The sequence below is a fragment of the Metapseudomonas resinovorans DSM 21078 genome (assembly GCF_000423545.1).
GTDB classification, from domain to species: Bacteria; Pseudomonadota; Gammaproteobacteria; order Pseudomonadales; family Pseudomonadaceae; genus Metapseudomonas; species Metapseudomonas resinovorans.
Genome location: NZ_AUIE01000014.1, coordinates 126,070 through 149,838, shown reverse-complemented (window position 1 = coordinate 149,838; position 23,769 = coordinate 126,070). Strand labels below are relative to the sequence as shown.

Here is a 23,769-nt window from a genome sequence, read left to right as displayed (position 1 = left end):
TGTTCGCTGGTGGGCTGAAGCCCACCCAACGAAACTGGGGAGCGGATTTCGTCCGGCGACAGCCGTGGGACGCGGCGGGCGATTTCAGAAGGTGAAAATGTAGTTCAGGTAAAACCGCTCGGCATTGTGGGTAATGATCCCCGCCGGGCCGCGCGAGGTCGTGGTGCGTTCGATGCCATCCGGCTGGCCCTTGGTGTGAAACTCGTTGTGCAGCCAGACCAGGCTCAAGCCCTTCAAGGTGCCCGTGAAGTTGTATTGCAGCAGGCTCTGGAATTCTCGTCTGGAGAATCCGTCATAACCGGCAGCGTGATCGGAAAAGGCATAGTGAACATCCAGCCTGAGTTGTGGGATTCCAAGTGAGCTGAAGTTGGTGCCGCCCACCAGTTTGAACATTTCCTCATCTTCCACGCCGAAGAAGTAGAACAACTTGGCGCTACTGTTCCAGGCGCCGTGATCCTTGCTGAAGAACAACCTGTCAAAGTCGTCGCCGCGAACTTTGTTGTAGGTCATTCCCGCGTAGTAGTTGGCCGTCTTGTACTTGGCACCGAGATCGATATAGCGCGCGTCATGGGATGTTTCCGCTTCATAGAGTCCGGGTACGCCCTGATAGTCGAACAGATCGCCGGCGTCCTGCTGCATGCCGTGGGTGGCGTAGAGGTCGATGAAGCGGCCGGCCCCCAGGTCGAAATTGTGCTCCAGCTTGATTGAGGCGGCGCGCAGGTAGCGCTCGGACTCGGAGTACTCGGCCAGCAAATGGCTACCGAAGGGCATCCGGTAGGCAAGGGCGAACAGTTGCAGTTGGTCGATCTTCTCGCCGCGAAAGTTGCTCAGGTCGTCGCCCCAGCCATTCTCGTTGCGCGGACTGAACTGCTTGATATGGCTGTAGCGCAGGTTCAGGCCGCCTATGCGGTAATCCGCATCGAGGCCTGTGGTGCCGGCGGGAAGGATGCGGGTGGCGTCGTCGAAGTACTGGGCGTAGCGGCGAACCTTCTTGCCCCCGCCCAGCACCAGCTCACCGGCGTCGCCTTTGAGGCGGCCACGCAGGTAGGCTTCGATGGGCTTGGCCAGGCCATGGGGCGATTGCACCGAGTCGTCGGGTTCCAGGTTACTGATGCTGTTGGCCTCGTCGCCGATGCGCAAGTCGTCTGCCAGGCCGTAGCTGTAGTCCACGCCCAGCACATTCTCATACCAGCCGGAGTTGAAACTGAACTGCGCTCCCTGGACCCATTCATCGCGCGTGGGGCCGACACCTTCGCCATTGTTTTCCTTCCAGTAGAACTGGCTGTAGCGCAACGACGTGATGCTGTCATTGATAAAACCATCGGCACTTGCACTTCCTGCCAGCAAGAGCCCGGCAATCCCTGCCAGATACTCGCAGCGAACTCTGCACATCTCATCACCTTTATTCTTGTGTTATGACGAAAAGACCGATTTCCGGGTCGTGGTCTATTGTCGATTCACGCGAGTAAAGGGCAATTCAATTGGGTTCCGCGCTGTGGAATCACAACTTCAAGAGCGAATGGAAAGTTTCCGCCGGAGTTGCTGGCGGTAACTTTCCATCGAGTCGGGTGGGTGAGGTCTCAGTCGAGACTGTGCTGCAACTGGCTGACGGTACTGGCCAGTTTTCCGAGATGACGCTGTTGCACGCTCTCGACGCTGCCGGTATCCCGTGGCCAGTGCAAGGCGATGCTTCCCACCAGGCGGCCCTGGCTGAGTATTGGCAGCGCCACGGCGCGGATCAGGAAGGGCAGGCGTATCGAGTATTCCCATGAGCCTTCGGTGCGCTCGCCAAAGCCCCGGTTGTGGGTCTGTTCGTGGGCCCGCAGCAGATCGTCACCGCTGATCCGATGGTGTTGCGCCAGGCGCTGCACCTCGGAGCTGTCCAGCTCGCCAAGGCAAGCCCTGCCCATGGCCGAATGGAACAGGCTGGCGCGCAGCCCGATGACCAGGCGATTGCCCGGATATCGCTTGCGCAGCACCTCTGGGATGGAGCTTTCCATCACATGCAGTTCGTCGCCGTCGAAGTACGACAGGTCGGCCACCAGCCCGGTGCTCTCGCTCAGGTCCAGCAGCAGCGGCGCGGCCTGCTCGACGAGGAGCCGGCTGAACCGCTGGGTGGGATCGCCGAACAGACGTCGGGAGCACAGGCGATAGCGACGGTCGCACAGGCCCCGATAGAGCCAGCCTTGCTCCTGCAGGGTATGCAGCAGGCGCGAGACGGTCGCCTTGGGCAGTCCCGTGAGGTAGTGCAATTCTTCCAACCCCAGTTCCTGGTGTTCGCCCAATAGCTCGACTATCGCCAGCGCCCGCTCCACCGACCTGACCGTGCCGCCATCGTCTTTACCCTGTGTTTCCGCCACCTGCCGCGCCTCCCGGATGTGCGTTCCGAAAACGCTGCAAGATCGGGACCCGAAGGCGCCGGAGATGCCGCCCATTGGCTTAATCAGCCTCTTTCAGCAACGGCGGAGGGCAATTGCGCACCCATTGGGTGAGCTGTTCATGGGCGTGCGCCAGCTGCAGCACCGCCAGGTCGGCCTGGGCCGGGCCCATGATCTGCAGGCCCATGGGCAGGCCGGCAGGGTTGAAACCAACCGGTACGCTCATGGCCGGAATGCCCGCCAGGGTGGCGCCGATCACCACTTCCATCCAGCGGTGGTAGGTGTCCATCTCGCGGCCGGCGATGGCCTTGGGCCAGTGCAGTGTTGCATCGAAAGGAAACACCTGCGCACTGGGGAGCAGGAGGAAGTCGTAACGCTCGAAGAGCTTTTCCACCGCACGGTACCAGTCGCTACGGTCCAGGGAGGCCTGGTAGACGTCCGCTGCGCTGAGGCCCAGGCCGCTTTCCACTTCCCAGATCGCCTCGGGCTTGAGCAGGGCGCGTTTGGTCGGGTCGGCATGGGCCTTGGCCAGGCTGCCGGCCACCAGCCACTGGCGGTGTACTAGCCAGCAGTTCCACAGGCGTTCCAGGTCGAACTCGGGCTGGCAGTCTTCGACGTGGCAACCGAGGTCGCGGAAATCCGCCAGGGCGCTTTCGCACAAGGCCAACAGGCCGGCTTCCATGGGCAGACGGCCGCCCAGGTCGCCGAGCCAACCGATGCGTGCGCCTGCGAAGTCGCGCTGCAGCGGGCCGATCAGGTCCGCCGTGCTCGACAAGGCCAGCGGCGCGGCGCGATGGGGGCCGGCCTGGGTGCGCAGCAACGCCGCGACATCGGCCACGCTGCGGCCCATGGGACCTTCGGTGGCCAGTTGCTGGGCGAACAGTTCAGGTGTGGGGCCGAAGGGCACACGACCTTGCGACGGACGCAGGCCATAGACGTTGTTGAAGGCCGCCGGATTGCGCAGCGAGCCCATCATGTCGCTGCCGTCGGCCACCGGCAGCAAGCGCAGCGCCAGGGCCGCCGCCGCACCACCGCTGCTGCCGCCGGCGCAGAGACTGGGGTCGTAGGCATTGCCGGTCGTGCCGAAGACGCTGTTGTAGCTCTGCGAGCCGAGGCCGAACTCCGGGACGTTGCTCTTGCCGATGAAGATCGCGCCTGCCGCCCGTACTCGCTCGACGGCGATGGCGTCGTGTTGGGCAAGCTGTCCGGCGAACAGCGGCGAGCCCATGCTGGTGGGTAAACCGGCACAGGCGGCGAGGTCTTTCACCGCCTGCGGCATGCCGTGCATCCAGCCCAGCCAGTGGCCACGGGCCAATTGGCGGTCACGTTCGTCGGCCTCGGCCAGTAGTTCCTCGGCCGGCCGCAGGGCCACCAGGGCATTGACCCTGGGGTTGAAACGGTCGATCTGCTCCAGGTAGGCCTGCATGACTTCGCGGCAGGACAGCTGTCGCGAGCGAATGGCCTCCGACAATGGCAGGGCGTCCAGCGCGACGATTTCCTGCTGCAGCGTGGCGTGGGGGAGGTTGGTTTCGAAACGAGTCATTCACAGGCTCCGGGCAGTGGCGAGCAGGTCGCGGCGTTGGCGGCGCTCCAGGGCGGCGGGGGCGCCTTCGCGCAGATAGCAGGTGGCGATGAGGCCGACGAAGGAGGCGAAGAGCACGTAGTAGGCAGGAGCCACCGGCGTGCCGCCCACCTGGGTCAGCCAGGTGACGATGAACGGCGCGAAGCCGCCGAACAGCATCACCGCCACGTTGTAGGCCAGCGCCAACCCGGTGGAGCGCACGCGGGTGGGGAATTGCTCGGCGACGCTGGTGGGGGCGGGCCCGTACGACACGCCGATCATCGTGCAAAGCAGCAGTTGCATGACCAGCAGGCGCTCGATGCTCGGTGCCTGGGCGACCCAGGAGAACAGCGGATAGACGAGCAGGAAGAAGGACAGGGTGCCGGCGAACAGGACCGGGCGCCGGCCGATGCGGTCCGACAGGGCGCCGGCAATCGGGATGATCAGGGTCATCAGCGCCACTGCCGCCATCTGAACCATGAACACCTGGTCCAGGGGCAGGCCGAGTTGCTTGTGGGCGAAGGTGGGCATGTTCACCAGGACGACGTAGAAGGCCACGGTTCCACTGATGGTGGTGCCCATGGTCACCAGAACGGCGCGGCGATGTTCGCTCAGCACCCGCATCAGGCTGAAGGATTCGCCTTTGTGTTCTTCCTGGGCATCGATGAAGGCTTCGGTTTCCTCCATGTGGCGACGCATCCACAGCCCGACCGGGCCGATCAGCAGACCGAGGATGAACGGAATCCGCCAACCCCAGCTGTCCAGCGCTTCGGGGGAGAGCGTGTGGGTCACCAGGGCGCCCATGCCGGCACCGGCGAATACCGCCAGGCACTGGCCGAAGAGTTGCCAGGCGCCATAGAGGCCCCGGCGGTTGGCGGGCGCGCTTTCTACCAGGAAGGCAGTGGCGCTGGCGTACTCGCCACCGGTGGCGAAGCCCTGGAGCATGCGTGCGATGACGATCAGCAGGGGGGCACCGATGCCGATCGCGGCGTAGTCCGGGGCAAAGGCGATCAGGGCGATGGACAGGGTCATCAGCAGGATGATCAGCTGCATGGCTGCCTTGCGTCCCTTGCGATCCGCGTACATGCCCAGCAGTACACCGCCGACCGGGCGCATGAAGAAGCCGACGCCGAAGGTGGCCAGGGCCATCAGCAGCGAGGCGTACTCGCTGTCGGAGGGGAAGAACAGGCGGGCGATGATGCTGGACAGGAAGCCGTAGACGATGAAGTCGTACCACTCGAGGGCGTTGCCGATAACGGCGGCGGTCACCTGGCGGGCGCGCGAGGTTCCGCTTTGGGAAGCGTGCATGGGGAATCTCCGGAATCTGGTGTTGGGCTAGACGGCAGTGGCAGAAGCCTGGGAAGGCGCGGCGGAGTCCTGGAACCAGGTTTCCGTCAGCGCGGCCCAGTACGCGGCGCCGCGCACCAGGATTTCGTCGTTGAAGTCGTATCCGGGGTTGTGAACCATCGGCCGTCCGGCACCGGTGCCGTTGCCGATGAAGAGGTAGCTGCCGGGGCAGCGCTGGAGCATCCAGGCGAAGTCTTCGCTGCCCATCACGGTGGGGGCTTCGAACACTTGGTCGGCGCCGACGAGTTCCACACCTATTTGCCGGGCGAAGGCGGTTTCCGCTGGGCTGTTGATCAGCACCGGGTAGGCCGGACGGTGTTCGATGCTGGCGCGGCAGCCGAGGCTTTCGGCCTGGCGGTAGATGATCCCTTTCACGCGCTCCAGCACCTGCTCGCGCACCTGGGCGTCGAGGGCGCGCAGGCTGAGGCGCAGCAGTGCCCGCTGGGGAATCACATTGGCCGCTTCGCCGGCCTGCAGGGCGCCGACGGTAACCACTGCGGCCTGCTGCGGATCGACGTTGCGTCCGACCACGGTCTGCAGCGCCATCACGGTGCTGGAGGCAGCTACCAGTGGGTCGACGGATAGGTGCGGCATGGAACCGTGGCCACCGACACCTTCGATGACCACTTCCAGCAGGTCCTGGGAGGCCATCAGCGGGCCGGCGCGGAAGCACAGGTGGCCGGCTTCCAGGCCGGGCATGTTGTGCATGCCGAACAGCGCCTCGCACGGGAAACGCTCAAGCAGGCCGTCTTCGAGCATGGCTTCGGCGCCACCCTGGCCTTCTTCGGCCGGCTGGAAGATCAGGTTGAGGGTGCCCTGGAAGTTGCGGGTCGCGGCCAGGTAGCGCGCCGCGCCCAGCAACATGACGGTGTGCCCGTCGTGGCCGCAGGCATGCATGCGACCCGCGTGGCAGCTGCTGTAGGTCAGGCCGGTATTCTCGACTATGGGCAGGGCGTCCATGTCGGCACGCAGGCCGAGGGTGCGGTTGGAGGCGCCATTGCGCAGCACGCCGACCACACCGGTGCGGCCGATGCCGCTATGCACCTCGTAGTCCCATTCGGTCAGCAGGCGGGCCACCAGGGCAGCGGTGCGCTGCTCTTCGAAGCCGAGTTCGGGGTGGGCGTGGATGTCCTGGCGCAGCGCTTTCAAGTCGGCGTCTACGTCATCGAGCCAGGCCTGGATATGTGCGTAACGGGTCATTGTTCTTGTTCTCCTCGTTGGGGGCGACTGCCGCCTTGCGCGGCTGGCCCCCAGCTAACCGCGTGGGCGAAAGGAGAACAATCGAAGGTGGTTCCACAGGGTGGAACAGGGGGGGCGGGGTTTGCCGATGCAGGTTGCGGCGGGCGGCGTTCCACCAGAGCGAAGCGAAACCCAAGGTTGCGGTCTGCAACCTTGGGTTTCGTTCCGCTACCCAACCTCCGGGAGAGCTCGCCTCTCCACGTCAGGGCGATAGCTCAACGTGTGCTGTTTGCCTCGGACATGAGCCGACAACCCTGATGCGGGCTGACCCACGCCGCAGTGTTGCTGCGACCGAGGCCGCTGGCCGTCACGCGTTTGTGCTCGGCGTCGTCGAGGAAACCGCTGGTGGGCACGTACTGCTTCACGTAGCCATGGCAGTAGTCCGCCGGGTTGCCCATCACGTAGCGGCAGGAACAGTACTCCTTGGCGGTGTAGGCGCTGATGATGTCGGGGAAGGCGGCCAAGTGTGCGCGGTTCTGCCAGGCCAGCGCGGCCAGCAGAATCAGTGCCAGGGTCAGCAGGCTGAGGATGGGGCGACGGGCAATCATGGTTGCACCTGCGTGGCGAAGGCGGCCAGGGCCAGCTTGAGGAAGTCGTTGTGGCGGTAGCTGCCGTCGCGGTCATCGGCGTAGCGCACGATCACCAGTTTCTGGCTGGGTAGCACGTAGAGCGCCTGGCCCCAGTGGCCGAGGGCGGCAAAGGTATCTTCCGGGGCATCCGGCCAGGGCTTGGCGGCGCCTTCGAGCTGGGCGTTGAGCCACCAGTGGCCGCCGGGCACGGCCTCTCCGGGCTTGGCCGGGTCCGGCCGGTAGTCGGCGAAGGGTTTGCGGTTGAAGGCGACCCAGTCCACCGGCAGCAATTGGCGCTCGCCCCAGCGGCCGCCGCGCTGCATCAACAGGCCGACGCGCGCCAGGTCGCGGGCGGTCAGGTAGCTGTAGGAGGAGCCGACGTAGGTGCCCGCGGCATCGGTTTCCCATACGGCCGACTGGATCCCCAGGGGGCCGAACAGGGCAGTCCAGGGGTACTCCGCGTAGGCCTGCTCGCCGACCATGCCGCGCAGCGCGGCGGAGAGCACGTTGGTGTCGCCACTGGAGTAGCGGAAGCGCTTGCCGGGTAGGGCATCCAGCGGGTGATCGGCGGTGAAGGCGGCCATGTTGTCGCGGCCGCGGGTGTAGAGCATGGCCACCACCGAGGATTTCAGCGGCGCGTACTCGTAGTCCTCCTGCCAGGCGAGGCCCGAGGCCCAGTGCAGCAGGTGGTCGATGCGGACATTGGAGTGGCCGGCGAAGTCCGGGAAGTAGCGCGCTACCGGCTCGTCCAGCTTGAAGCGGCCTTCGCCGTAGGCAACACCCATTACCGAGGCCAGCAGGCTCTTGCTCACCGACCAGGTGAGGTGCGGGGTCTCGGCGCGGGTTGGGCCGGCATAGTGTTCATAGATGAGCTTGCCGCCACGGATGACGACCACGGCATCGCTGCGCACACCTGTGCGACTCTGATCGTCGCGGATGGGAAAGGCGTAGGCCTCGAAGGCCTGCACGGCGGCGCCGCTGGGTGCGGGGCCTTGCTGCCAGTCGGCGGCGGGCCAGGTTTCGGCCTGGGCCAGACTGGCGCAAAAGCCGAGCGCCAGGCCCAGCTGGCGTACGAAGGGGGCGGGCATCGAAGGGCCTCTTCTGGTTATGAAAAGGCGCAACCTAGCATGGGGTTCATGACGGCAAAAAGCGCCGAACGCGCCGACTAATGCGGCTACCCGGCGCGATAGGTCAGTTCAGCGGGGCAATCGGTAGTCGTCTGGCCCCATCAGGTCGATGCCGCACTCCAGGTTCTCGATCCAGTACAGAAAGGCGCTGATCATCTCGCGGCCGACAAAGGGCCGGCCGTGCTGCGGCACGATCATCTCCACGTCCATGCCACGCACCATCTCGGCCCAAAGCCGGCAGATCTTGTTGCTGGCCATGTAACGGCGGTGGAAGCCTTCCATGTTCGGCACGTGGTTGATGAAGTCGCGCACCGGCGTGGCGTCATCCACCAGGGAGGCGCCCATGTCGCCCGAGAAGAGGATGCGGCTGACCGGGTCGTAGAGCTGGAAATTGCCCACCGAGTGGAGGAAGTGCGCCGGCACGGCTTTCAGGTGGCAGCGACCGAGAGTGATGGACTGGCCTCGGTCGGGCAGGGCGATGATGCGGTCGTAGGTGGAAATGCCGTGGCTGATGGCCAGGTAGTTGGCGGTCAGGTGCGGCAGGAAGCGTGCCCAGAGCTTGGAGCAGATTACCCGCGCACGGGTGTGCAGCAGCCACTTGTCCAGGGAGGCGATGATGTCCGGGTCCTGGTGGGAGGCGAAGATGTAGGTCAGGTCCTGCACCGGCATGTGCTTGGACAGTTCAAGCGACAGCGGGGTGTAGGTCAGGTCGCCGCCCGGGTCCAGTAGCAGGTATTGCTCGTGGTCGGTGATCAGGAACTGGTTGGACTGCACGCCGTCGCCGCTGACCAGATCGTCGAACATCAGGCATTGATGGGTGCCGTTGTCGAACAGCACGATGGGGTCGCGACGCATGTAAACCTCGGTAGGAAAAGCGACGCGCAGATGTAAGGCATTTCTGAAGGTCGAGTCCTGACCTGGATCAAGACGCGATTGTGAGAGGCCGAATGAGGTGTGGGCGCGAATGCGTTCGCGCCCACGGTTCTTCAGATGCCCAGGGCGACGAGGGCCTTCTCCAGCCGCTTGGCCCGTGGCCCGCTGGCGATATCCAGTACGCCCTGGTCGCGCTGCCAGAGCGTGGCGCAGTCCGCAGGGCCGTTGGCGAAGGCGGCATCCAGCTCGGGTTTGAGTGCCTTGAACTCGGCGAAGAGCGCCGCCAGAAAAAGGTGCATAGCCGAGGCCGTGGCGCAGTGTCGGGAGACTTCCGCGGCGCCTGTAAGCAAGCCCAGCAAACGCAGTTGCAGGGCTTGGGGCCAGGCACTGTCGCGGCCAATGCCGTAGAGCCAGGCGACCAGCGCGGCGAGGACGTGGAGATCCTCGATGCTGCGGAAGGGTTTCACGTAGGCATCCCAGCCATCGCCCGCCAGACGCTCGCAGTGGGCGGCTTCCAGGTGCAGGCGCGCATGGGGGATGTCAGGCATCAGCGGCAGCGGCTTGAGTTGTTCGACGCGCACACCGGGAGCACCGTTGCGCACCACCGCCAGGGCCAGGCGCGGCGATTCGCCCTCGGCTTCTTCGCGGGCAGCTACCAGCAGCCAGTCGGCGGCGTCGCCCGCGGTGACGAAATCCTTGCGGCCGCTGAGGCTGAGGCCGGTCAGGCGGGTCTGCATGTCCGCCGGGCGCACGCTGCGGTTCTCGGTCACGCACAAGGCCCCCAGACTCAGCGGCGCCGAGGGCCAGAGCAGGCGCAACGCGCCCTGGTAACCGGCGAGGAAGGCCAGCCCCGGGGTGGGGGCCAGCTTGCCGCCGAGCACCGCCAGTTCGAAGGGCGTGACGTCGCCCAGACGGTCCAGCAGGGTGCCGTACCAGTCATCAAGGCGTTGGTCGGACGGCAGACGGGCAGAGGCTTCGAGCAGGCGTTGCCAGGGCATTGGAGAACTCCTTGGGGGCTGTCATACAAGCATCACGCCACCGTCATGGTGGTGACACCGGGTCTACCTAGCCTGAGCTTGCACAACAAGATCGTCCGGCTGCAACCGGGATCGAGCCGGCCTACGGAGGCTTATTCATGACCCAGATCGCCATGACCCGCGACAGTGTCGCACCCAACGGGAAAAGCCCTCGCCGCCTGCAGGCCGAGCGCCTGGAAGGTATCGCTGCGCTGCGTGAGGCGCAGGCCCTGCGTTTTCGCGTGTTCAGCGCCGAGTTCGACGCCAAGCTGCAAGGTGCCGAGTTCGGTCTCGACATGGATGACTACGATCCGCACTGCGAGCACATCGGCGTGCGCGACCTGGACAGCGGCGAGCTGGTCGCCACCACCCGCCTGCTCGACCACCAGGCCGCCCGCGACCTGGGCCGCTTCTACAGCGAAGAGGAGTTCAGCCTCCATGGGCTCGGCGAATTGCAGGGCCCGGTGCTGGAAATCGGCCGTACCTGCGTCGACCCGGCTTACCGTAACGGTGCCACCATCGCCGTGCTCTGGGGTGAACTGGCCGAGGTGCTGAACCAGGGCGGTTACCGCTACCTGATGGGCTGCGCCAGCATTCCGATGCAGGACGGCGGTATCCAGGCCCAGGCCATCATGCAGCGCCTGCGCGAGCGTTACCTGTGCACCGAATACCTGCGCGCCGAGCCGAAGAACCCGCTGCCCATTCTGGAGCTGCCGGGCAACGTGATCACCGAGATGCCGCCGCTGCTCAAGGCGTACATGCGCCTGGGGGCGAAGGTCTGCGGCGAGCCGTGCTGGGACCCGGATTTCCAGGTCGCCGACGTGTTCATCCTGCTCAAGCGCGACGAGCTCTGCCCGCGCTACGCCCGTCACTTCAAGGCCGCGGTCTGAGGCCAGGCATGCTGAAGTCCGTACGTTTCTACGCGCGTGTGGCCCGCCTGCTGGCGGTGATCGGCCTCGGCCTTTCGCTGGCCGCCTGGGTCGGTGTGCTGGAACGCCTGGGGCGGGGGCAGATGATGGCCACCCGGCAGCGCTTGACCCGCTGGTTCCTGGCCCGGCTGTCTGGCGCACTGCCATTTCGTGTTCGCGTGAGTGGTCGCGTGCCCGAGCAGCCGATGCTGTGGGTCAGCAACCATGTCTCCTGGACCGACATCCCGCTGCTTGGTGCCGTGGCGCCGCTGTCCTTCCTGTCCAAGGCCGAGGTTCGCGCCTGGCCGGTGGCCGGCTGGCTGGCACACAAGGCCGGCACCCTGTTCATCCGTCGGGGTTCGGGGGATAGCGGCCTGGTTGGCCAGCAACTCGCCCGTCACCTCAGGGATGGACGCCATCTGCTGATATTCCCGGAAGGCACCACCACCGATGGCAGCCTGCTGAAGACGTTCCACAGTCGCCTGTTGACCAGCGCGGTGGAGACGGAAGTGCCGGTGCAGCCGGTTGCCATCCGCTATCTGCGTGACGGCCAGCGCGATGAGATCGCACCTTTCATCGGCGAGGACGATCTGCTTTCGCATCTGGTGCGCCTGCTGCGCAGCGACCGCGCCGAGGTGGAGATCCAGTTGCTCGAGCCCATTCCCAGTGAGGGCCTGAGTCGCACGGTGGTCAGTCAAAAAGCGAAGAGCGCCGTGCAACGGGCGCTCTTCGGTGAGGAAGAAGACGAGGCCCTCGCCGCCTGAGTGGTGGTCAGGCCTTGTCCCTGTCCGGCCAGCGAATCGGCGGCACCGTGAGGATGTCGCAGTCCAGCTCGCGCATGGCGGCGTCGGCCACGCTGCCGATCAGTATCCGTTTCATCCCTGTCAGCCCACGCGTGCCCATCACCAGCAGGTCGATGGGCTCACGCTCCATTACACGACGCAGCGCTGTCATTGGCTGGCCTTCTTCGACCAGGCGCTGGTCGATCACGGAGCCCAGTTCTTCCTCGAGCAGAAACCTGTCCAGTGCGGCGGTGGCCCGGAGGCGTTCTTCGGCGGCGTAGTCGCCGGGAATCGCTCCGGCACCAGCACCAGCCGCCAGCATCACGGCGCCTCCCAGCGGGTCGAAGGCGTACAGCGCCTTGGCGCCTGCCTTGGGTAGCAGACCCAGCTCATGGGCGGCGCGCACGGCCTGAGCGGAGGCCGTGGAGCAATCCAGGGCCAGCAGCGGCATCAGGTAGTCGTCCTCGGCGGCCCTGTTCACCAGCAGGATCGGCACATGGCTGGTGCGCACCAGGCGCTCCAGGGTGGTGCCGACGAAGATGTCGCGCAGCGGATTCTTGCGGTGGCTGCCGACCACCAGCAGGTCGATGTCGGCCCAGCGGGTGCAGTCGGCAATGTGCTTGGCTGGGTCGCCCACTTCCACCCAGACTTCCGGGGCGCGACCGCCCAGCTCGGTGAAGAAGTCCAACTGATCATTGAGGTAGCGGCGCACCTGCTCCACTTCCAGTTCGACGCGCAGTTGCGGTTGGTCTTCGTCGACCACATGGAGGATGAACCAGGGGCACTCGAACTGTCGGGCCAGTCGGGCCGCACGCCGCAGGGCGCGGTCGGATCGGTTGGAAAGGTCGGTCGCCAGCATCAGCGCTTTCATCGGGCACCTCCTGAAATGGTTGCTTAATCCATTCCACTGCAGGTGTAGGAATTTTCCCTTGATACAGGTCAATCGATGATCGGCTGGGGACCTGCGAACTGCTGCAGCAGGGGGTAGAACTGACGGAAGTCATCGCTGAGGGGCCGGTACAGGGCTTCCAGTTCGGCCATGGCGCCGTCCAGTGCTTCCGGTCGCGAGATGCGCCGGGACATGCCGGCGATGACCAGTTCCAGGGTTTCGAACTCGCGGTAGCTACCCAGCCAGTCCTGGGCAGCCATGCGCGGCGCGATCAGGGCCAGGCGGCCAGGCAATTGCGGTTCGGCAACCAGCACTTGGTACACGTGGCGAGTGAAGGCATCCAGTGGCTCGGCGGCATAGAGATTCCAGTCGCGAGCCAGGCAATGATCGAAGAACACGTCCAGCAGGATGCCCGCGAAACGCCGCCGCTCGCTGGGGAAACGCAGCTTGGCCTGGGTGATCAGCGGGTGGCTGTCGGTGAAGGCGTCGATGCGCCGGTGCAAGCGGATAGCCGCTTCGATATCCGCCGGCCAGCGCCCGGCCAGCGGCCCTTTGACGAAGTCGCCGTAGAGGCTGCCGAGCAGTTGCGCAGGCTGCGAGCCGCCAAGGTGGAGGTGGGCGAGGTAATTCATCGGCTGAGCTTAACCCGAGGACGGTTCTATCATGACGGTCGATGATGACTATCGTCACAAACGATCTGCGTATCGTTTTTTATCGATATAAAGTTCGTTCCATTCCGATATACGACAGCGGCCATGAACACCTCCATCGACCTCGACGAAATCATCAAGGCACTGGCTCACCCCGTGCGACGCGAGATGCTCCAGTGGCTCAAGGAGCCGGAGAAGTATTTCGACGAGCAGGAACACCAGCCCTTCGAGATCGGCGTCTGCGCCGGCAAGTTCGACCAGCGCTGCGGACTGTCCCAGTCCACCGTGTCGGCTCACCTGGCGACCTTGCAGCGCGCCGGGCTGGTGACCAGCCGAAAGCTGGGTCAATGGAATTTCTTCAAACGCAACGAAGCCGTCATCGCTGAATTCCTTCGCCAGATGAGCGACGAGCTGTAACTGCAGCACCTGCCAAAACCCGAAAACCTTCCAGGAGCAGGCCCATGCCTACTGCGCTTCTCGTCCTCGCCTTGTCCGCTTTTGCGATAGGCACCACTGAATTCGTCATCATGGGCCTGCTGCCCGAGGTGGCCGCCGACCTTGGCGTGACCATCCCCGGCGCCGGCTGGCTGGTCACCGGCTATGCCCTGGGCGTGGCCATCGGAGCACCCTTCATGGCCATGGCGACAGCCAGGTTGCCGCGCCGTGGCGCGCTCCTGGTGCTGATGGGGGTGTTCATCGTCGGCAACCTGCTGTGCGCCATCGCCGCCAACTACGACCTGCTGATGCTGGCGCGAGTCGTCACTGCACTCTGCCATGGCGCCTTCTTCGGCATCGGTTCGGTGGTGGCCGCGAGCCTGGTGCCGGCCAATCGCAAGGCCTCTGCGGTGGCCCTGATGTTCACCGGTCTGACCCTTGCCAACGTGCTCGGCGTACCTCTGGGCACTGCCCTCGGCCAAGTCGCCGGCTGGCGTTCCACCTTCTGGGCCGTGACCTTGATCGGCGTTGTAGCGCTGATCGGCCTGTGGCGAGTGCTGCCGCGCCAGCATGACGAGGAAGCCACCGACATCCGTGCCGAATTCGCTGCCCTGCGTGGTGCCGGGCTGTGGCTGGCGCTGTCCACCACCGTGCTGTTCTCCGCCGCGGTCTTCTGCATCTTCACCTACGTAGCGCCGCTGTTGGGCGAGGTGACCGGCGTTTCGCCCCGAGGCGTGACCTGGAGCCTGCTACTGATCGGCCTCGGCCTGACCCTGGGCAATGTGATCGGTGGCCGTTTGGCCGACTGGAAGCTGGCCCAGACCCTGATGGGCGTGTTCGTCGCCCTGGCCGTCGCTTCCAGTGCCCTGACCTGGACCAGCGCTGCGTTGATCCCCACGGAAATCACCCTGTTCCTCTGGGCCACGGCCGCCTTCGCCGCGGTGCCGGCCCTGCAGGTCAACGTCGTGAACTTCGGCAGTGCTGCCCCGAATCTGGTTTCCACCCTGAACATCGGCGCCTTCAACGTGGGCAATGCCCTCGGCGCCTGGGTCGGCGGCCTGGTCATCAGCCAGGGCTACGGCCTCACCACTGTCCCCCTGGCCGCTGCCGTGCTGGCGATCCTCGCCCTGATAGCGACCCTGCTCACCTTCAGCAACCGTAATCCCGAGCTGCAAGCGGCTCTCGACTGACCCGAGGTAAACGTCATGCCTACGCTCTTCGACCCGATCAAGATCGGCGACCTGGAACTTTCCAACCGCATCATCATGGCGCCGCTGACCCGCTGCCGCGCCGACGAGGGCCGGGTGCCCAACGCCCTGATGGCCGAGTACTACACCCAGCGCGCCTCTGCGGGGCTGATCATCAGCGAAGCCACCTCCGTCACGCCCCTGGGCGTCGGCTATCCGGATACCCCCGGCATCTGGTCCGACGAGCAGGTGAAGGGCTGGAGCAACATCACCAAGGCGGTACACGCCAACGGCGGCAAGATCGTCCTCCAGCTGTGGCACGTGGGTCGTATCTCCGACCCGAGCTTCCTGGGCGGCGAGGCCCCGGTGGCGCCCAGCGCCATCGCTGCCAAGGGCCATGTCAGCCTGCTGCGTCCGCTGCGCGACTACCCGGTACCGCGCGCCCTGGAGACCGAAGAGATCGCCGACATCGTCGAGGCCTACCGCGTGGGTGCCGAGAACGCCCAGGCCGCCGGTTTCGACGGTGTGGAAATCCACGCAGCCAACGGCTACCTGCTGGACCAGTTCCTCCAGGACGGCACCAACAAGCGCACCGACCAGTACGGCGGCGCCATCGAGAATCGCGCGCGCCTGCTGCTGGAAGTCACTGATGCGGCGATCAAGGTGTGGGGCGCCGGCCGCGTCGGCGTGCACCTGGCACCGCGTGCCGACTCCCATGACATGGGTGACTCCGACCTGGCCGCAACCTTCAGCTATGTCGCCCGTGAACTGGGCAAGCGTGGCGTTGCCTTCATCTGCGCCCGCGAGAAGGAAGGTGAGGACAGCCTCTCGCCGCAACTGAAGGAAGCCTTCGGCGGGGTGTTCATTGCCAACGAGCGCTTTACCCGGGACAGTGCCAGTGCCTGGCTGGAAAGCGGCAAGGCCGATGCCGTGGCCTTCGGCATCCCCTTCATCGCCAACCCCGACCTGCCTGAGCGCCTGCGCCTGGACGCTCCCCTGAACGAGCCGCGTCCGGAACTCTTCTATGCCAAGGGCCCGGTGGGCTACATCGACTACCCGCGCCTGTAACAGCCTTTGGATTGGTTCTGTTTGCAGGACGCGTTGCAAGTAGATGCATTGCCCGTAGGAGCTGGCTTGCCAGCGAATGGCCCCGTTTCGCTGGCAAGCCAGCTCCTACAAGGCTCTCGGCCCGATGGTAAATCTCTCGCAACAGCTAACGCAGACATAGCGAATGAATTCGCCCCTACAGCTGAGCCCAAAGTTCCGTTTCCTCTGGTAGCTTTGCATCCATTGCCCGTCCGTCGGGATCGCCTCAGGTGGAACCCGGCGGCGATTCGTGTGACCAATGGAGTCCGGCCTGAGTCTCTGGGCCGTAAGCGACATGCCAAAGGAAGCCCGCATGCACACATCACTACGCCCACTCGTTGCCCTGCTCGCTGCCTTGGCGCTGCCCGCCCACGCGAGCTGGTACCTGGACAACGAGTCATCGCGGATATCCTTCATCTCCACCAAGGCCGGCAGCATCTCCGAGGTGCACCGATTCCTCACCCTGCACGGCAAGATCGGCCCGGATGGCCAGGCGCGCCTGCGCGTCGAGCTGGAGTCGGTGAGCACCGGCGTTCCGCTGCGTGACCTGCGTTTGCGGGAGCAGTTCTTCGAGATCGCCAAGTACCCCGAGGCCGAGGTGGTCGCGCAGCTCGACCTGCGCCCCATCACCGACCTGGCCCCCGGTGCCCAGCTGGAGCTGGGCCTGCCGTTGACGGTGAAAATTCGCGACAAGGAGCAGCAATACCGTGCCGAACTCCTGGCCACGCGCCTGGACGATCACCGCTTCCAGGTAGTGACCCTGGCGCCGCTGGTGCTGCAGGTGGAGGACTTCGGCCTGACCACGGCGCTGGATGAGCTGCGCAAACTGGCCGGTCTGCCGGGAATCAGCCTGTCGGTGCCGGTAGGGGCCGTGCTGATCTTCACGGAGCGCTGATGGGACAGATCTTCCCGTGGAAGTCCGGCAACCGCTTCGAGCTGTTGATTGACGGCCCGCAGTTCTTTCCGACCATGCTCACCGCCATCGCCCGCGCGGAGTACCAGGTCGCGCTGGAGCTCTATCTGGTGGAAGACGGCCAATGCAGCGAAGCACTGGTCGACGCCCTGTGTGTCGCGGCCGTGCGGGGTGTTCGCGTGCGTTGCCTGTTCGACGGCTTCGGCTGCCTGCGTCTGGGTGCGGTGCTGCGTGAGCGGCTGATCGACGCCGGGGTGTTGCTGCAGTTCTACAACCCTATCCGCTGGCGGCGCGGCTTCAGCAACCTGTACCGCGACCACCGCAAGATTCTGGTGGTGGACGATCGCCTGGCGTTTGTCGGCGGCACCGGCTCCACGGATGAGTTCTGGAGCCCAGCCGAGGAGACCAGCCGTTGGCACGAGGTGATGGTGGCCATTGAGGGGCCGCTGGTGGCGCACTGGCAACTGATCTTCGACTACCAGTGGCTGGCCAACCTCGGCCGCCGTCCCTGGAAACCAGGGGAGGCGCCGGGGCTCGCCCATCTGCCGCCTTATCCGGCGGTAGGCGAGGGCCTCGGACGCCTGGCCTATGCCGACGCCAGCCAGCATCGCGATATCGTCCAGTCGCTGGCACGCAGCATTCGCACGGCGCGCAACCGCGTGTGGCTGGCCACGCCTTATTTCCTGCCGAGCTGGAAGGTTCGTCGTGCGCTGATCAAGGCCGCGCGACGGGGTGTCGAAGTGCGTCTGCTGCTGACCAGCCGGCACACCGATCACCCACCGGTGCGCTTTGCTGGCCAGCGGTATTACCCGCGCCTGCTGCGTGCCGGGGTGCGGATATTCGAGTACCAGCAGCGCTTCCTGCACCTGAAGATGGTGCTGGCGGATGACTGGGTCAGCGTTGGCTCCTGCAACTTCGACCACTGGAATCTGCGCTTCAACCTGGAAGCCAACCTCGAAGCGATGGACCCGAGCTTTACCGAGGCGGTGGCTACCTGCATGCGCCAGGATTTCTCCGATAGCCGCGAAATCACCATGGAGGACTGGCATGCGCGCCCGCTGATCAAGCGTTTGCGCCAGCGTCTCTGGGGATGGCTGGATCGACTGGTGGTGAACCTGCTCGACCGCCGCCGCTAGGAGCGCGAAGCCGGGGCCGCACTTTCGTCGGGTGTGCGCGGGTCGACGCCGGGCTAGGCTTGCTCCACTACTACAAGAGGGAGTGGCTGCATGGGCCGCCGATACCTGCCGATCCTGCTGCTTTTTGCCGTGCTGGGCGGCTGTTCCACGCCGGGTGCCTTCTTCGGCGCCACTGAAGGGCCGCCGTTCCAGGCCGCTGCACCCAGTGACGGTGAGCACGCGCTGGTCTACCTCTACCGACCGCAGAGCGAATGGGCGGACCAGGAGTTGGAGGCCCCAGGCATTTTCCTCAACAACGAGCTGATCGGCAGTCTGCCAAGCAACGGCTACCTGGCGCTGGAGTTCGACGCCGCCAGCTACAAGCTGGAGATGCGCCGACCGCTCTTCGGCAGCTACTGGACCTTGTTCGCAGACGGCCCGCTGGATTTCACCCTCATCACCTCCTTTGCCCTGGACGCCACGGCCGGGCGAACGTACTACCTGCGCTACGACGAGCTGGATCCGCCGCCGAAGAACAGCGAACAGCCCAACGCCGGCAATGGCCCCCTGCAACTGGTAGAGGCGTCCCTGGGCAGCCAGGAAATCACCACGACCCGTCAGGTGCAGCCGAGCGAACGCATTGCCGCCAGCGGTGACCGGGTCCGACCGCAGGAGGGGTTCTGGCGCGGAGTTGGCCGGGCGCTGGACAAGATTGGCATCTGAGTTGTGCCATCCGTCCTTGTAGTAGGGGCCTATTACCCGCCGCCGAAAGGCGCCGGGGATAATTGGCTACCCTTTGAAGCCTCAGGGCTTCCAATCCAGGAGGATGCGAAATGGCCGCGAAGAAGATTCTGATGCTGGTTGGCGACTACGCCGAAGACTACGAAACCATGGTGCCGTTCCAGGCCCTGCTGATGGTTGGCCACACGGTGCATGCCGTGTGTCCGGACAAGATCGCCGGGCAGACCGTGCGGACTGCCATCCATGACTTCGAAGGCGACCAGACCTACAGCGAGAAGCCTGGCCACAACTTCGCCCTCAATTTCGACTTCGCCAAGGTCAAGGCAGAAGACTACGACGCCCTGCTGATTCCCGGTGGCCGCGCGCCGGAATACCTGCGCCTGAATGCCTCGGTGCTGGAGTTGGTGAAGGCCTTCGACAAGGCTGGCAAGCCCATCGCTGCCGTTTGCCATGGTGCGCAACTGCTGGCAGCCGCCGGCGTGCTGGAAGGCCGCGAGTGCAGCGCCTACCCGGCGTGCGGCCCGGAAGTCCGGCTGGCCGGTGGTCAGTATGTGGATATCCCGGTGGACGCCGCCCATACCCAAGGCAACCTGGTGACCGCCCCGGCCTGGCCGGCCCATCCCGCCTGGCTGGCGGGGTTCCTCAAGTTGCTCGGGACGAAGATCGAGCTATAAGGCGCGTAGGGTGGAAACCGCTGTCCGTTTCCACCATTTAGGTCATGCCGGACTCTGAAGGTGGATCGGTGAAGCGTGATCCACCCTACGCCGATGCGCCATAACACTGACTTGGAGGCACGCCATGTGCGAGCTGTACGTCAAGGCTGATCCCATCCTCTACGAGTCCCGCTCGCGCTCGCTGCGCATCCGTGGCGTGGTGACCACCCTGCGCCTGGAGAACCAGTTCTGGGACATCCTGCGGGAGATCGCCGAAGTGGACGGCATGACCACCAACCAGCTCATCACCAAGCTCTATGACGAGGTGATGGAGTACCGCGGCGAGGTGGTCAACTTCGCGTCTTTCCTGCGGGTCAGCTGCACCCGCTACCTGGCTCAGCGCCGCGCCACGGTGGTCGAGCTGCCGAAGGCGCGTGTGCAGGGCTGAGACCTCAAACCACCTGTTCGACCCAGTCGTTCAGGTTGTAATAGTTGGTCACGCGGGCGATCTTGCCGCAGTGGATGTGGAAGAAGGCGCCGGCTGGCAGCACGTAAGTCTGGCCCTTGGCCGGCGGCAGGCCCTCATCGTCAGACAGGTACTGGCCGTGCACCACGAACTCGGCGGCTGCGCGGCTGCCGTCAGCACTCTGCATCACCACGATGTCGGACAGGCGCTCCTTGTAGCAGCGGTTCATCTTCTCCATGAAGGCGGTGAAGGCGGCTTTGCCCTGCTGGCGTTCGCCCTGGTTGATGTCATGCACGACATCCTCGCTGAGCAGGGCGAGGAACGCCGGCATATCTCCGGCGTTGAAGGCGTTGTAATAGGCTTGCACCAGTTCGGTAGCGGTCATGGTTGGGTTCCTGTCGCAATGGGGTCATTCGGTCCGTGCCCGGCATGATAGGTTCTTGACCCAGGCCCGGCTTAGCCAGGGGCGTCATCCACATCGCCAGAACGACCGCTCCCATGCACATCCGTATTCTCCAGGGCGCCGCCATCGCGCCCCATATCGAAGACCTCGCACGCCTTCGCCTGACGGTGTTCCGCGAGTTTCCCTATCTCTACGACGGCACGCTCGAGTACGAGGCGCGCTACCTGGCCACCTATGCCGAGTCACCGGAAAGCCTGTTCGTCCTGGCCCTGGATGGCGAGCGGGTCGTGGGTGCTTCGACGGGCCTGCCGATGTCGGATGAAACAGATGAGTTTCAGCGGCCCTTCCGCGAGCAGGGCTGGGACCCGGAGCGCATTTTCTATTTCGGCGAGTCGGTGCTGCTCCCGGAGCACCGCGGTGCTGGCCTGGGCGTGCTCTTCTTCGCCGAGCGTGAAAGTTACGCACGGCGTCTAGGACGGTTCGAGCATTGCGCCTTCTGCGCGGTGGAACGCCCGCACGATCATCCACGCCGCCCGCCCGACTACCAGCCCCTGAATGAATTCTGGGCGCGGCGTGGCTATCGCCATCACCCGGAACTGCGCACCGCATATCACTGGCGCGACCTGGACGAGGAAACCGAGTCGGCCAAGCCCATGTCTTTCTGGCTCAAGGAGCTCAATCCATGATCAGGATCGCCGCCTGCCAGTACGCCATCGAGCTCCATGAAAGCTGGGGTGCGTACGCCACTCACCTGGAGAGCCTCTGCGCAGAGGCTGCCGAGGCCGGTGCAAAGTTGCTGGTGCTGCCTGAGTACGCAGGCCTGGTGCTGGCCGGTCAGTTATCGCCGGCTGAGCGGGGTGACTTGCAGGCCTCTATCGCAGGTGTCCAGCCGTTGCTGCAGGACTGGCGCGCACTGTGCGCCGGCATCGCGGCCAAGCTCGGAGTCTACCTGCAGCCCGGCAGCCTGCCGGTGCGCGATGCGGATGGGTTGTACCGCAACCGTGCATGGCTGTTCGGTCCGGGTGGCGAACTGGGCTTCCAGGACAAACTGATCATGACCCGCTTCGAGCGCGAACAGTGGGGCATTGCCGCGGGGCAAGGGCTCAAGGTGTTCGACACGGCACTGGGGCGTCTGGGCATCCTGATCTGCTACGACAACGAGTTCCCGATGCTGGCCCGCACCCTGGCCGAAGGCGGCGTCGACCTGATCCTCGCCCCCAGTTGCACCGACACCGAGGCCGGCTACCACCGTGTACGCATCGGCGCCCAGGCCCGCGCCCTGGAAAACCAGATCGCCGTGCTGCAGGCGCCCACCGTCGGCCTGGCGCCCTGGTCGCCGGCCCTGGACGAAAACATCGGCCGTGCCGGCCTTTATGTACCGCCGGACTACGGCATGCCGAGCAATGGCGTGATCGCCGAAAGCCCTGAGCTATGCCCCGCGACCAGCCAGTGGCTGGTCTGCGACCTGGACCTGGACGAGGTGCGCCGGGTGCGCCAGGAAGGGCAGGTGTTCACGCGTCGGGATTGGCCTGAGCAGTTCGAGCAGGCGACGCTTTTGTAGGATGGGTGGAGCTTGCGATACCCATCAGCCATGTCCCAGTAGACTCTATAGGTCTCGCTCCGCTCGCCCCATCCTACATACCGCTCCAACGCAAAACCGCAAGAACGAAAAAGCCCGGCACATGGCCGGGCTTTTCATGCAGCGATGAAGGCTTACTTCACTTCCACCGCCAGGTTCTCGGCGATCTTCTGTTGCCAGATCGCCGGGCCGGTGATGTGTACCGACTCGCCCTTGGTGTCGACGGCGACGGTCACCGGCATGTCCTTCACTTCGAACTCGTAGATGGCTTCCATACCCAGTTCGGCGAAGGCCAGGACCTTGGACTTCTTGATCGCCTGGGCCACCAGGTAGGCGGCGCCGCCAACGGCCATCAGGTAGACGGCCTTGTTGTCCCTGATCGCGTCAATGGCGATGGGGCCGCGCTCGGACTTGCCGATCATGCCCAGCAGGCCAGTGCTCTCGAGGATCTGGCGGGTGAACTTGTCCATGCGAGTGGCGGTGGTCGGGCCTGCCGGGCCAACCACTTCGTCGCCTACCGGATCGACCGGGCCGACGTAGTAGATGAAGCGGCCTTTCAGGTCCACCGGCAGTTCTTCACCCTTGTTCAGCATATCGACCATGCGCTTGTGCGCAGCGTCGCGGCCGGTCAGCATCTTGCCGTTGAGCAGGACGGTTTCGCCCGGCTTCCAGCTCTGCACTTCTTCCGGGGTCAGGGTGTCGAGGTCGACACGGCGGGCCGAGGGGCCGGCTTCCCAGACGATTTCCGGATAGGCGTCCATCGGCGGCGCTTCCAGTTCGGCCGGGCCGGATCCGTCGAGCACGAAGTGGGCGTGACGGGTGGCGGCGCAGTTGGGGATCATGCACACCGGCAGCGACGCGGCGTGAGTCGGGTAGTCCATGATCTTCACGTCGAGCACGGTGGTCAGGCCGCCCAGGCCTTGGGCACCGATGCCCAGCTGGTTGACCTTCTCGAACAGCTCGAGGCGCATTTCTTCGATCTTGTTCTGCGGGCCGCGGGCTTTCAGCTCATGGATGTCGATGGACTCCATCAGCACTTCCTTGGCCATTACCGCGGCTTTCTCGGCGGTACCGCCGATGCCGATGCCGAGCATGCCCGGCGGGCACCAGCCGGCGCCCATGGTCGGGACGGTCTTCAGGACCCAGTCGACGATGGAGTCGGACGGGTTGAGCATGGCCATCTTCGACTTGTTCTCGGAGCCGCCGCCCTTGGCCGCGACGTCCACTTCCACGGTGTTACCCGGGACGATGGAGTAGTGGATGACTGCCGGAGTGTTGTCCTTGGTGTTCTTACGGGCGCCGGCCGGGTCAGCCAGGATGGAGGCGCGCAGGACGTTCTCGGGCAGGTTGTAGGCGCGACGCACGCCCTCGTTGATCATGTCGTCCACGCTCATGGTGGCGCCGTCCCAGCGCACGTCCATGCCGACGCGGACGAACACGGTGACGATACCGGTGTCCTGGCAGATCGGGCGATGGCCAGTGGCGCACATGCGGGAGTTGATCAGGATCTGCGCCATGGAGTCGCGCGCGGCGGGCGACTCTTCACGCAGGTAGGCCTCGTGCATGGCCTGGATGAAATCCACGGGGTGGTAGTAGGAAATGAACTGCAGGGCGTCGGCGACACTCTGGATCAGATCATCTTGCTTGATCACGGTCATGGGTGCGCTCCTCTTGGAAGGGAACATCAGGGAAGCGCCGGACCACGACCCGGCGCGCTTGCAGGCTAAAAAGGCGCGGCAGTATAGCGCGTGGCGTCTGCCGGGCACAGTCGCCGGCAGTCGACCTTGGTCGGTTGTCGGACACTTCCTACGCACTAGGCATTTTGTGATCACAGGCGTACATTGAAGGCATG

Annotated in this window: 25 protein-coding genes; 12 read left to right on the top strand and 13 right to left on the bottom strand. The window is 65.0% G+C overall.

Translation table 11 applies throughout. The features are described 5' to 3' along the window. Positions 1-84 precede the first annotated feature (84 nt). The 9 genes from G559_RS0113385 to G559_RS0113345 form a co-directional block, all read right to left on the bottom strand. Positions 85-1,392, bottom strand: coding sequence for an OprD family outer membrane porin (locus G559_RS0113385; protein ID WP_028628703.1), 1,308 nt, complete (start codon positions 1,390-1,392; stop codon positions 85-87). Positions 1,393-1,580: 188 nt separating this feature from the next. After that, positions 1,581-2,360, bottom strand: a complete 780-nt coding sequence (locus G559_RS0113380; protein WP_028628702.1) for an IclR family transcriptional regulator — start codon at positions 2,358-2,360, stop codon at positions 1,581-1,583. 79 nt (positions 2,361-2,439) lie between these two features. Further along, a complete protein-coding gene (locus G559_RS0113375; RefSeq protein ID WP_051246643.1) occupies positions 2,440-3,921 on the bottom strand; it encodes an amidase in 1,482 nt (493 codons plus the stop codon). Continuing rightward, entirely contained in the window at positions 3,922-5,247 is a 1,326-nt protein-coding gene (locus G559_RS0113370) for a citrate-proton symporter (protein ID WP_028628700.1), read from the bottom strand. Between the two features lie 27 nt (positions 5,248-5,274). Then, positions 5,275-6,486 (bottom strand): M20 aminoacylase family protein, encoded by a 1,212-nt coding sequence (locus G559_RS0113365; protein ID WP_028628699.1) that lies wholly within the window; start codon positions 6,484-6,486, stop codon positions 5,275-5,277. Between the two features lie 254 nt (positions 6,487-6,740). Then, entirely contained in the window at positions 6,741-7,073 is a 333-nt protein-coding gene (locus tag G559_RS0113360; protein ID WP_028628698.1) for a hypothetical protein, read from the bottom strand. Further along, entirely contained in the window at positions 7,070-8,182 is a 1,113-nt protein-coding gene (locus tag G559_RS0113355) for a serine hydrolase domain-containing protein (RefSeq protein ID WP_028628697.1), read from the bottom strand. The genes G559_RS0113360 and G559_RS0113355 overlap by 4 nt, the downstream gene beginning before the upstream one ends. Positions 8,183-8,290: 108 nt before the next feature. Then, positions 8,291-9,076 carry an oxygen-binding di-iron domain-containing protein gene (locus tag G559_RS0113350; protein ID WP_028628696.1) on the bottom strand — a complete coding sequence of 262 codons (786 nt, stop codon included), beginning with the start codon at positions 9,074-9,076 and terminating at the stop codon, positions 8,291-8,293. 131 nt (positions 9,077-9,207) lie between these two features. Next, positions 9,208-10,092, bottom strand: a complete 885-nt coding sequence (locus G559_RS0113345; protein WP_028628695.1) for an acyl-CoA dehydrogenase family protein — start codon at positions 10,090-10,092, stop codon at positions 9,208-9,210. A gap of 137 nt (positions 10,093-10,229) precedes the next feature. Between G559_RS0113345 and olsB the strand changes: the two genes are divergently transcribed. Both olsB and G559_RS0113335 read left to right on the top strand, forming a co-directional pair. Continuing rightward, a complete protein-coding gene (olsB, locus tag G559_RS0113340) occupies positions 10,230-11,000 on the top strand; it encodes an L-ornithine N(alpha)-acyltransferase (protein ID WP_028628694.1) in 771 nt (256 codons plus the stop codon). Positions 11,001-11,008: 8 nt separating this feature from the next. Beyond that, positions 11,009-11,782: a lysophospholipid acyltransferase family protein gene (locus tag G559_RS0113335; RefSeq protein WP_028628693.1), complete on the top strand. Its 774-nt coding sequence runs from the start codon at positions 11,009-11,011 to the stop codon at positions 11,780-11,782. A gap of 7 nt (positions 11,783-11,789) precedes the next feature. On the opposite strand, the gene G559_RS0113330 is transcribed toward G559_RS0113335, so the two are convergent. Beyond that, on the bottom strand, positions 11,790-12,671 hold the full coding sequence (locus tag G559_RS0113330) for a universal stress protein (RefSeq protein WP_028628692.1): 882 nt from the start codon (positions 12,669-12,671) through the stop codon (positions 11,790-11,792). Between the two features lie 68 nt (positions 12,672-12,739). Further along, a complete protein-coding gene (locus G559_RS0113325) occupies positions 12,740-13,321 on the bottom strand; it encodes an acyl carrier protein phosphodiesterase (RefSeq protein WP_028628691.1) in 582 nt (193 codons plus the stop codon). Between the two features lie 123 nt (positions 13,322-13,444). Here G559_RS0113325 and G559_RS0113320 point away from each other — a divergent pair, with 123 nt between their 5' ends. The 8 genes from G559_RS0113320 (at position 13,445) to G559_RS0113285 (ending at position 19,917) form a co-directional block, all read left to right on the top strand. Next, a complete protein-coding gene (locus G559_RS0113320; RefSeq protein WP_028628690.1) occupies positions 13,445-13,756 on the top strand; it encodes an ArsR/SmtB family transcription factor in 312 nt (103 codons plus the stop codon). 44 nt (positions 13,757-13,800) lie between these two features. Next, positions 13,801-14,964 (top strand): MFS transporter, encoded by a 1,164-nt coding sequence (locus tag G559_RS0113315; protein ID WP_028628689.1) that lies wholly within the window; start codon positions 13,801-13,803, stop codon positions 14,962-14,964. A 15-nt stretch (positions 14,965-14,979) separates the two neighbouring features. Then, a complete protein-coding gene (locus tag G559_RS0113310) occupies positions 14,980-16,029 on the top strand; it encodes an alkene reductase (protein WP_028628688.1) in 1,050 nt (349 codons plus the stop codon). A gap of 331 nt (positions 16,030-16,360) precedes the next feature. Next, positions 16,361-16,942, top strand: a complete 582-nt coding sequence (locus tag G559_RS0113305) for a YceI family protein (protein WP_028628687.1) — start codon at positions 16,361-16,363, stop codon at positions 16,940-16,942. After that, entirely contained in the window at positions 16,939-18,096 is a 1,158-nt protein-coding gene (locus tag G559_RS0113300) for a phospholipase D-like domain-containing protein (protein WP_028628686.1), read from the top strand. The genes G559_RS0113305 and G559_RS0113300 overlap by 4 nt, the downstream gene beginning before the upstream one ends. Positions 18,097-18,186: 90 nt before the next feature. Then, on the top strand, positions 18,187-18,798 hold the full coding sequence (locus G559_RS0113295) for a DUF2846 domain-containing protein (RefSeq protein ID WP_028628685.1): 612 nt from the start codon (positions 18,187-18,189) through the stop codon (positions 18,796-18,798). Between the two features lie 110 nt (positions 18,799-18,908). Continuing rightward, complete coding sequence (locus G559_RS0113290; protein WP_028628684.1) at positions 18,909-19,490, top strand: DJ-1/PfpI family protein; 582 nt, start codon at positions 18,909-18,911, stop codon at positions 19,488-19,490. Between the two features lie 124 nt (positions 19,491-19,614). Next, positions 19,615-19,917 (top strand): ribbon-helix-helix domain-containing protein, encoded by a 303-nt coding sequence (locus G559_RS0113285; protein ID WP_028628683.1) that lies wholly within the window; start codon positions 19,615-19,617, stop codon positions 19,915-19,917. Positions 19,918-19,921: 4 nt separating this feature from the next. Here G559_RS0113285 and G559_RS0113280 read toward each other — a convergent pair whose 3' ends face one another. Further along, positions 19,922-20,320, bottom strand: a complete 399-nt coding sequence (locus G559_RS0113280; protein WP_028628682.1) for a nuclear transport factor 2 family protein — start codon at positions 20,318-20,320, stop codon at positions 19,922-19,924. 113 nt (positions 20,321-20,433) lie between these two features. Between G559_RS0113280 and G559_RS0113275 the strand changes: the two genes are divergently transcribed. Together G559_RS0113275 and G559_RS0113270 are read left to right on the top strand one after the other, a co-directional pair. Further along, positions 20,434-21,024 (top strand): GNAT family N-acetyltransferase, encoded by a 591-nt coding sequence (locus G559_RS0113275; protein ID WP_028628681.1) that lies wholly within the window; start codon positions 20,434-20,436, stop codon positions 21,022-21,024. Beyond that, a complete protein-coding gene (locus G559_RS0113270; RefSeq protein WP_028628680.1) occupies positions 21,021-21,899 on the top strand; it encodes a carbon-nitrogen hydrolase family protein in 879 nt (292 codons plus the stop codon). The genes G559_RS0113275 and G559_RS0113270 overlap by 4 nt, the downstream gene beginning before the upstream one ends. A gap of 152 nt (positions 21,900-22,051) precedes the next feature. On the opposite strand, the gene G559_RS0113265 is transcribed toward G559_RS0113270, so the two are convergent. After that, on the bottom strand, positions 22,052-23,575 hold the full coding sequence (locus G559_RS0113265) for a fumarate hydratase (protein WP_028628679.1): 1,524 nt from the start codon (positions 23,573-23,575) through the stop codon (positions 22,052-22,054). Positions 23,576-23,769: the final 194 nt, after the last annotated feature.

What these genes read in the sequence shown, in the direction of transcription:
- G559_RS0113355 (WP_028628697.1), bottom strand. Translation starts at nt 8,182, where the DNA reads ATGCCCGCCCCCTTCGTACGCCAGCTGGGCCTGGCGCTCGGCTTTTGC.
- G559_RS0113360 (WP_028628698.1), bottom strand. Translation starts at nt 7,073, where the DNA reads ATGATTGCCCGTCGCCCCATCCTCAGCCTGCTGACCCTGGCACTGATT.
- G559_RS0113295 (WP_028628685.1), top strand. Translation starts at nt 18,187, where the DNA reads ATGGGCCGCCGATACCTGCCGATCCTGCTGCTTTTTGCCGTGCTGGGC.
- G559_RS0113345 (WP_028628695.1), bottom strand. Translation starts at nt 10,092, where the DNA reads ATGCCCTGGCAACGCCTGCTCGAAGCCTCTGCCCGTCTGCCGTCCGAC.
- G559_RS0113275 (WP_028628681.1), top strand. Translation starts at nt 20,434, where the DNA reads ATGCACATCCGTATTCTCCAGGGCGCCGCCATCGCGCCCCATATCGAA.
- olsB (WP_028628694.1), top strand. Translation starts at nt 10,230, where the DNA reads ATGACCCAGATCGCCATGACCCGCGACAGTGTCGCACCCAACGGGAAA.
- G559_RS0113350 (WP_028628696.1), bottom strand. Translation starts at nt 9,076, where the DNA reads ATGCGTCGCGACCCCATCGTGCTGTTCGACAACGGCACCCATCAATGC.
- G559_RS0113265 (WP_028628679.1), bottom strand. Translation starts at nt 23,575, where the DNA reads ATGACCGTGATCAAGCAAGATGATCTGATCCAGAGTGTCGCCGACGCC.
- G559_RS0113320 (WP_028628690.1), top strand. Translation starts at nt 13,445, where the DNA reads ATGAACACCTCCATCGACCTCGACGAAATCATCAAGGCACTGGCTCAC.
- G559_RS0113370 (WP_028628700.1), bottom strand. Translation starts at nt 5,247, where the DNA reads ATGCACGCTTCCCAAAGCGGAACCTCGCGCGCCCGCCAGGTGACCGCC.
- G559_RS0113280 (WP_028628682.1), bottom strand. Translation starts at nt 20,320, where the DNA reads ATGACCGCTACCGAACTGGTGCAAGCCTATTACAACGCCTTCAACGCC.
- G559_RS0113285 (WP_028628683.1), top strand. Translation starts at nt 19,615, where the DNA reads ATGTGCGAGCTGTACGTCAAGGCTGATCCCATCCTCTACGAGTCCCGC.
- G559_RS0113325 (WP_028628691.1), bottom strand. Translation starts at nt 13,321, where the DNA reads ATGAATTACCTCGCCCACCTCCACCTTGGCGGCTCGCAGCCTGCGCAA.
- G559_RS0113270 (WP_028628680.1), top strand. Translation starts at nt 21,021, where the DNA reads ATGATCAGGATCGCCGCCTGCCAGTACGCCATCGAGCTCCATGAAAGC.
- G559_RS0113315 (WP_028628689.1), top strand. Translation starts at nt 13,801, where the DNA reads ATGCCTACTGCGCTTCTCGTCCTCGCCTTGTCCGCTTTTGCGATAGGC.
- G559_RS0113290 (WP_028628684.1), top strand. Translation starts at nt 18,909, where the DNA reads ATGGCCGCGAAGAAGATTCTGATGCTGGTTGGCGACTACGCCGAAGAC.
- G559_RS0113310 (WP_028628688.1), top strand. Translation starts at nt 14,980, where the DNA reads ATGCCTACGCTCTTCGACCCGATCAAGATCGGCGACCTGGAACTTTCC.
- G559_RS0113305 (WP_028628687.1), top strand. Translation starts at nt 16,361, where the DNA reads ATGCACACATCACTACGCCCACTCGTTGCCCTGCTCGCTGCCTTGGCG.
- G559_RS0113365 (WP_028628699.1), bottom strand. Translation starts at nt 6,486, where the DNA reads ATGACCCGTTACGCACATATCCAGGCCTGGCTCGATGACGTAGACGCC.
- G559_RS0113335 (WP_028628693.1), top strand. Translation starts at nt 11,009, where the DNA reads ATGCTGAAGTCCGTACGTTTCTACGCGCGTGTGGCCCGCCTGCTGGCG.
- G559_RS0113375 (WP_051246643.1), bottom strand. Translation starts at nt 3,921, where the DNA reads ATGACTCGTTTCGAAACCAACCTCCCCCACGCCACGCTGCAGCAGGAA.
- G559_RS0113385 (WP_028628703.1), bottom strand. Translation starts at nt 1,392, where the DNA reads ATGTGCAGAGTTCGCTGCGAGTATCTGGCAGGGATTGCCGGGCTCTTG.
- G559_RS0113330 (WP_028628692.1), bottom strand. Translation starts at nt 12,671, where the DNA reads ATGAAAGCGCTGATGCTGGCGACCGACCTTTCCAACCGATCCGACCGC.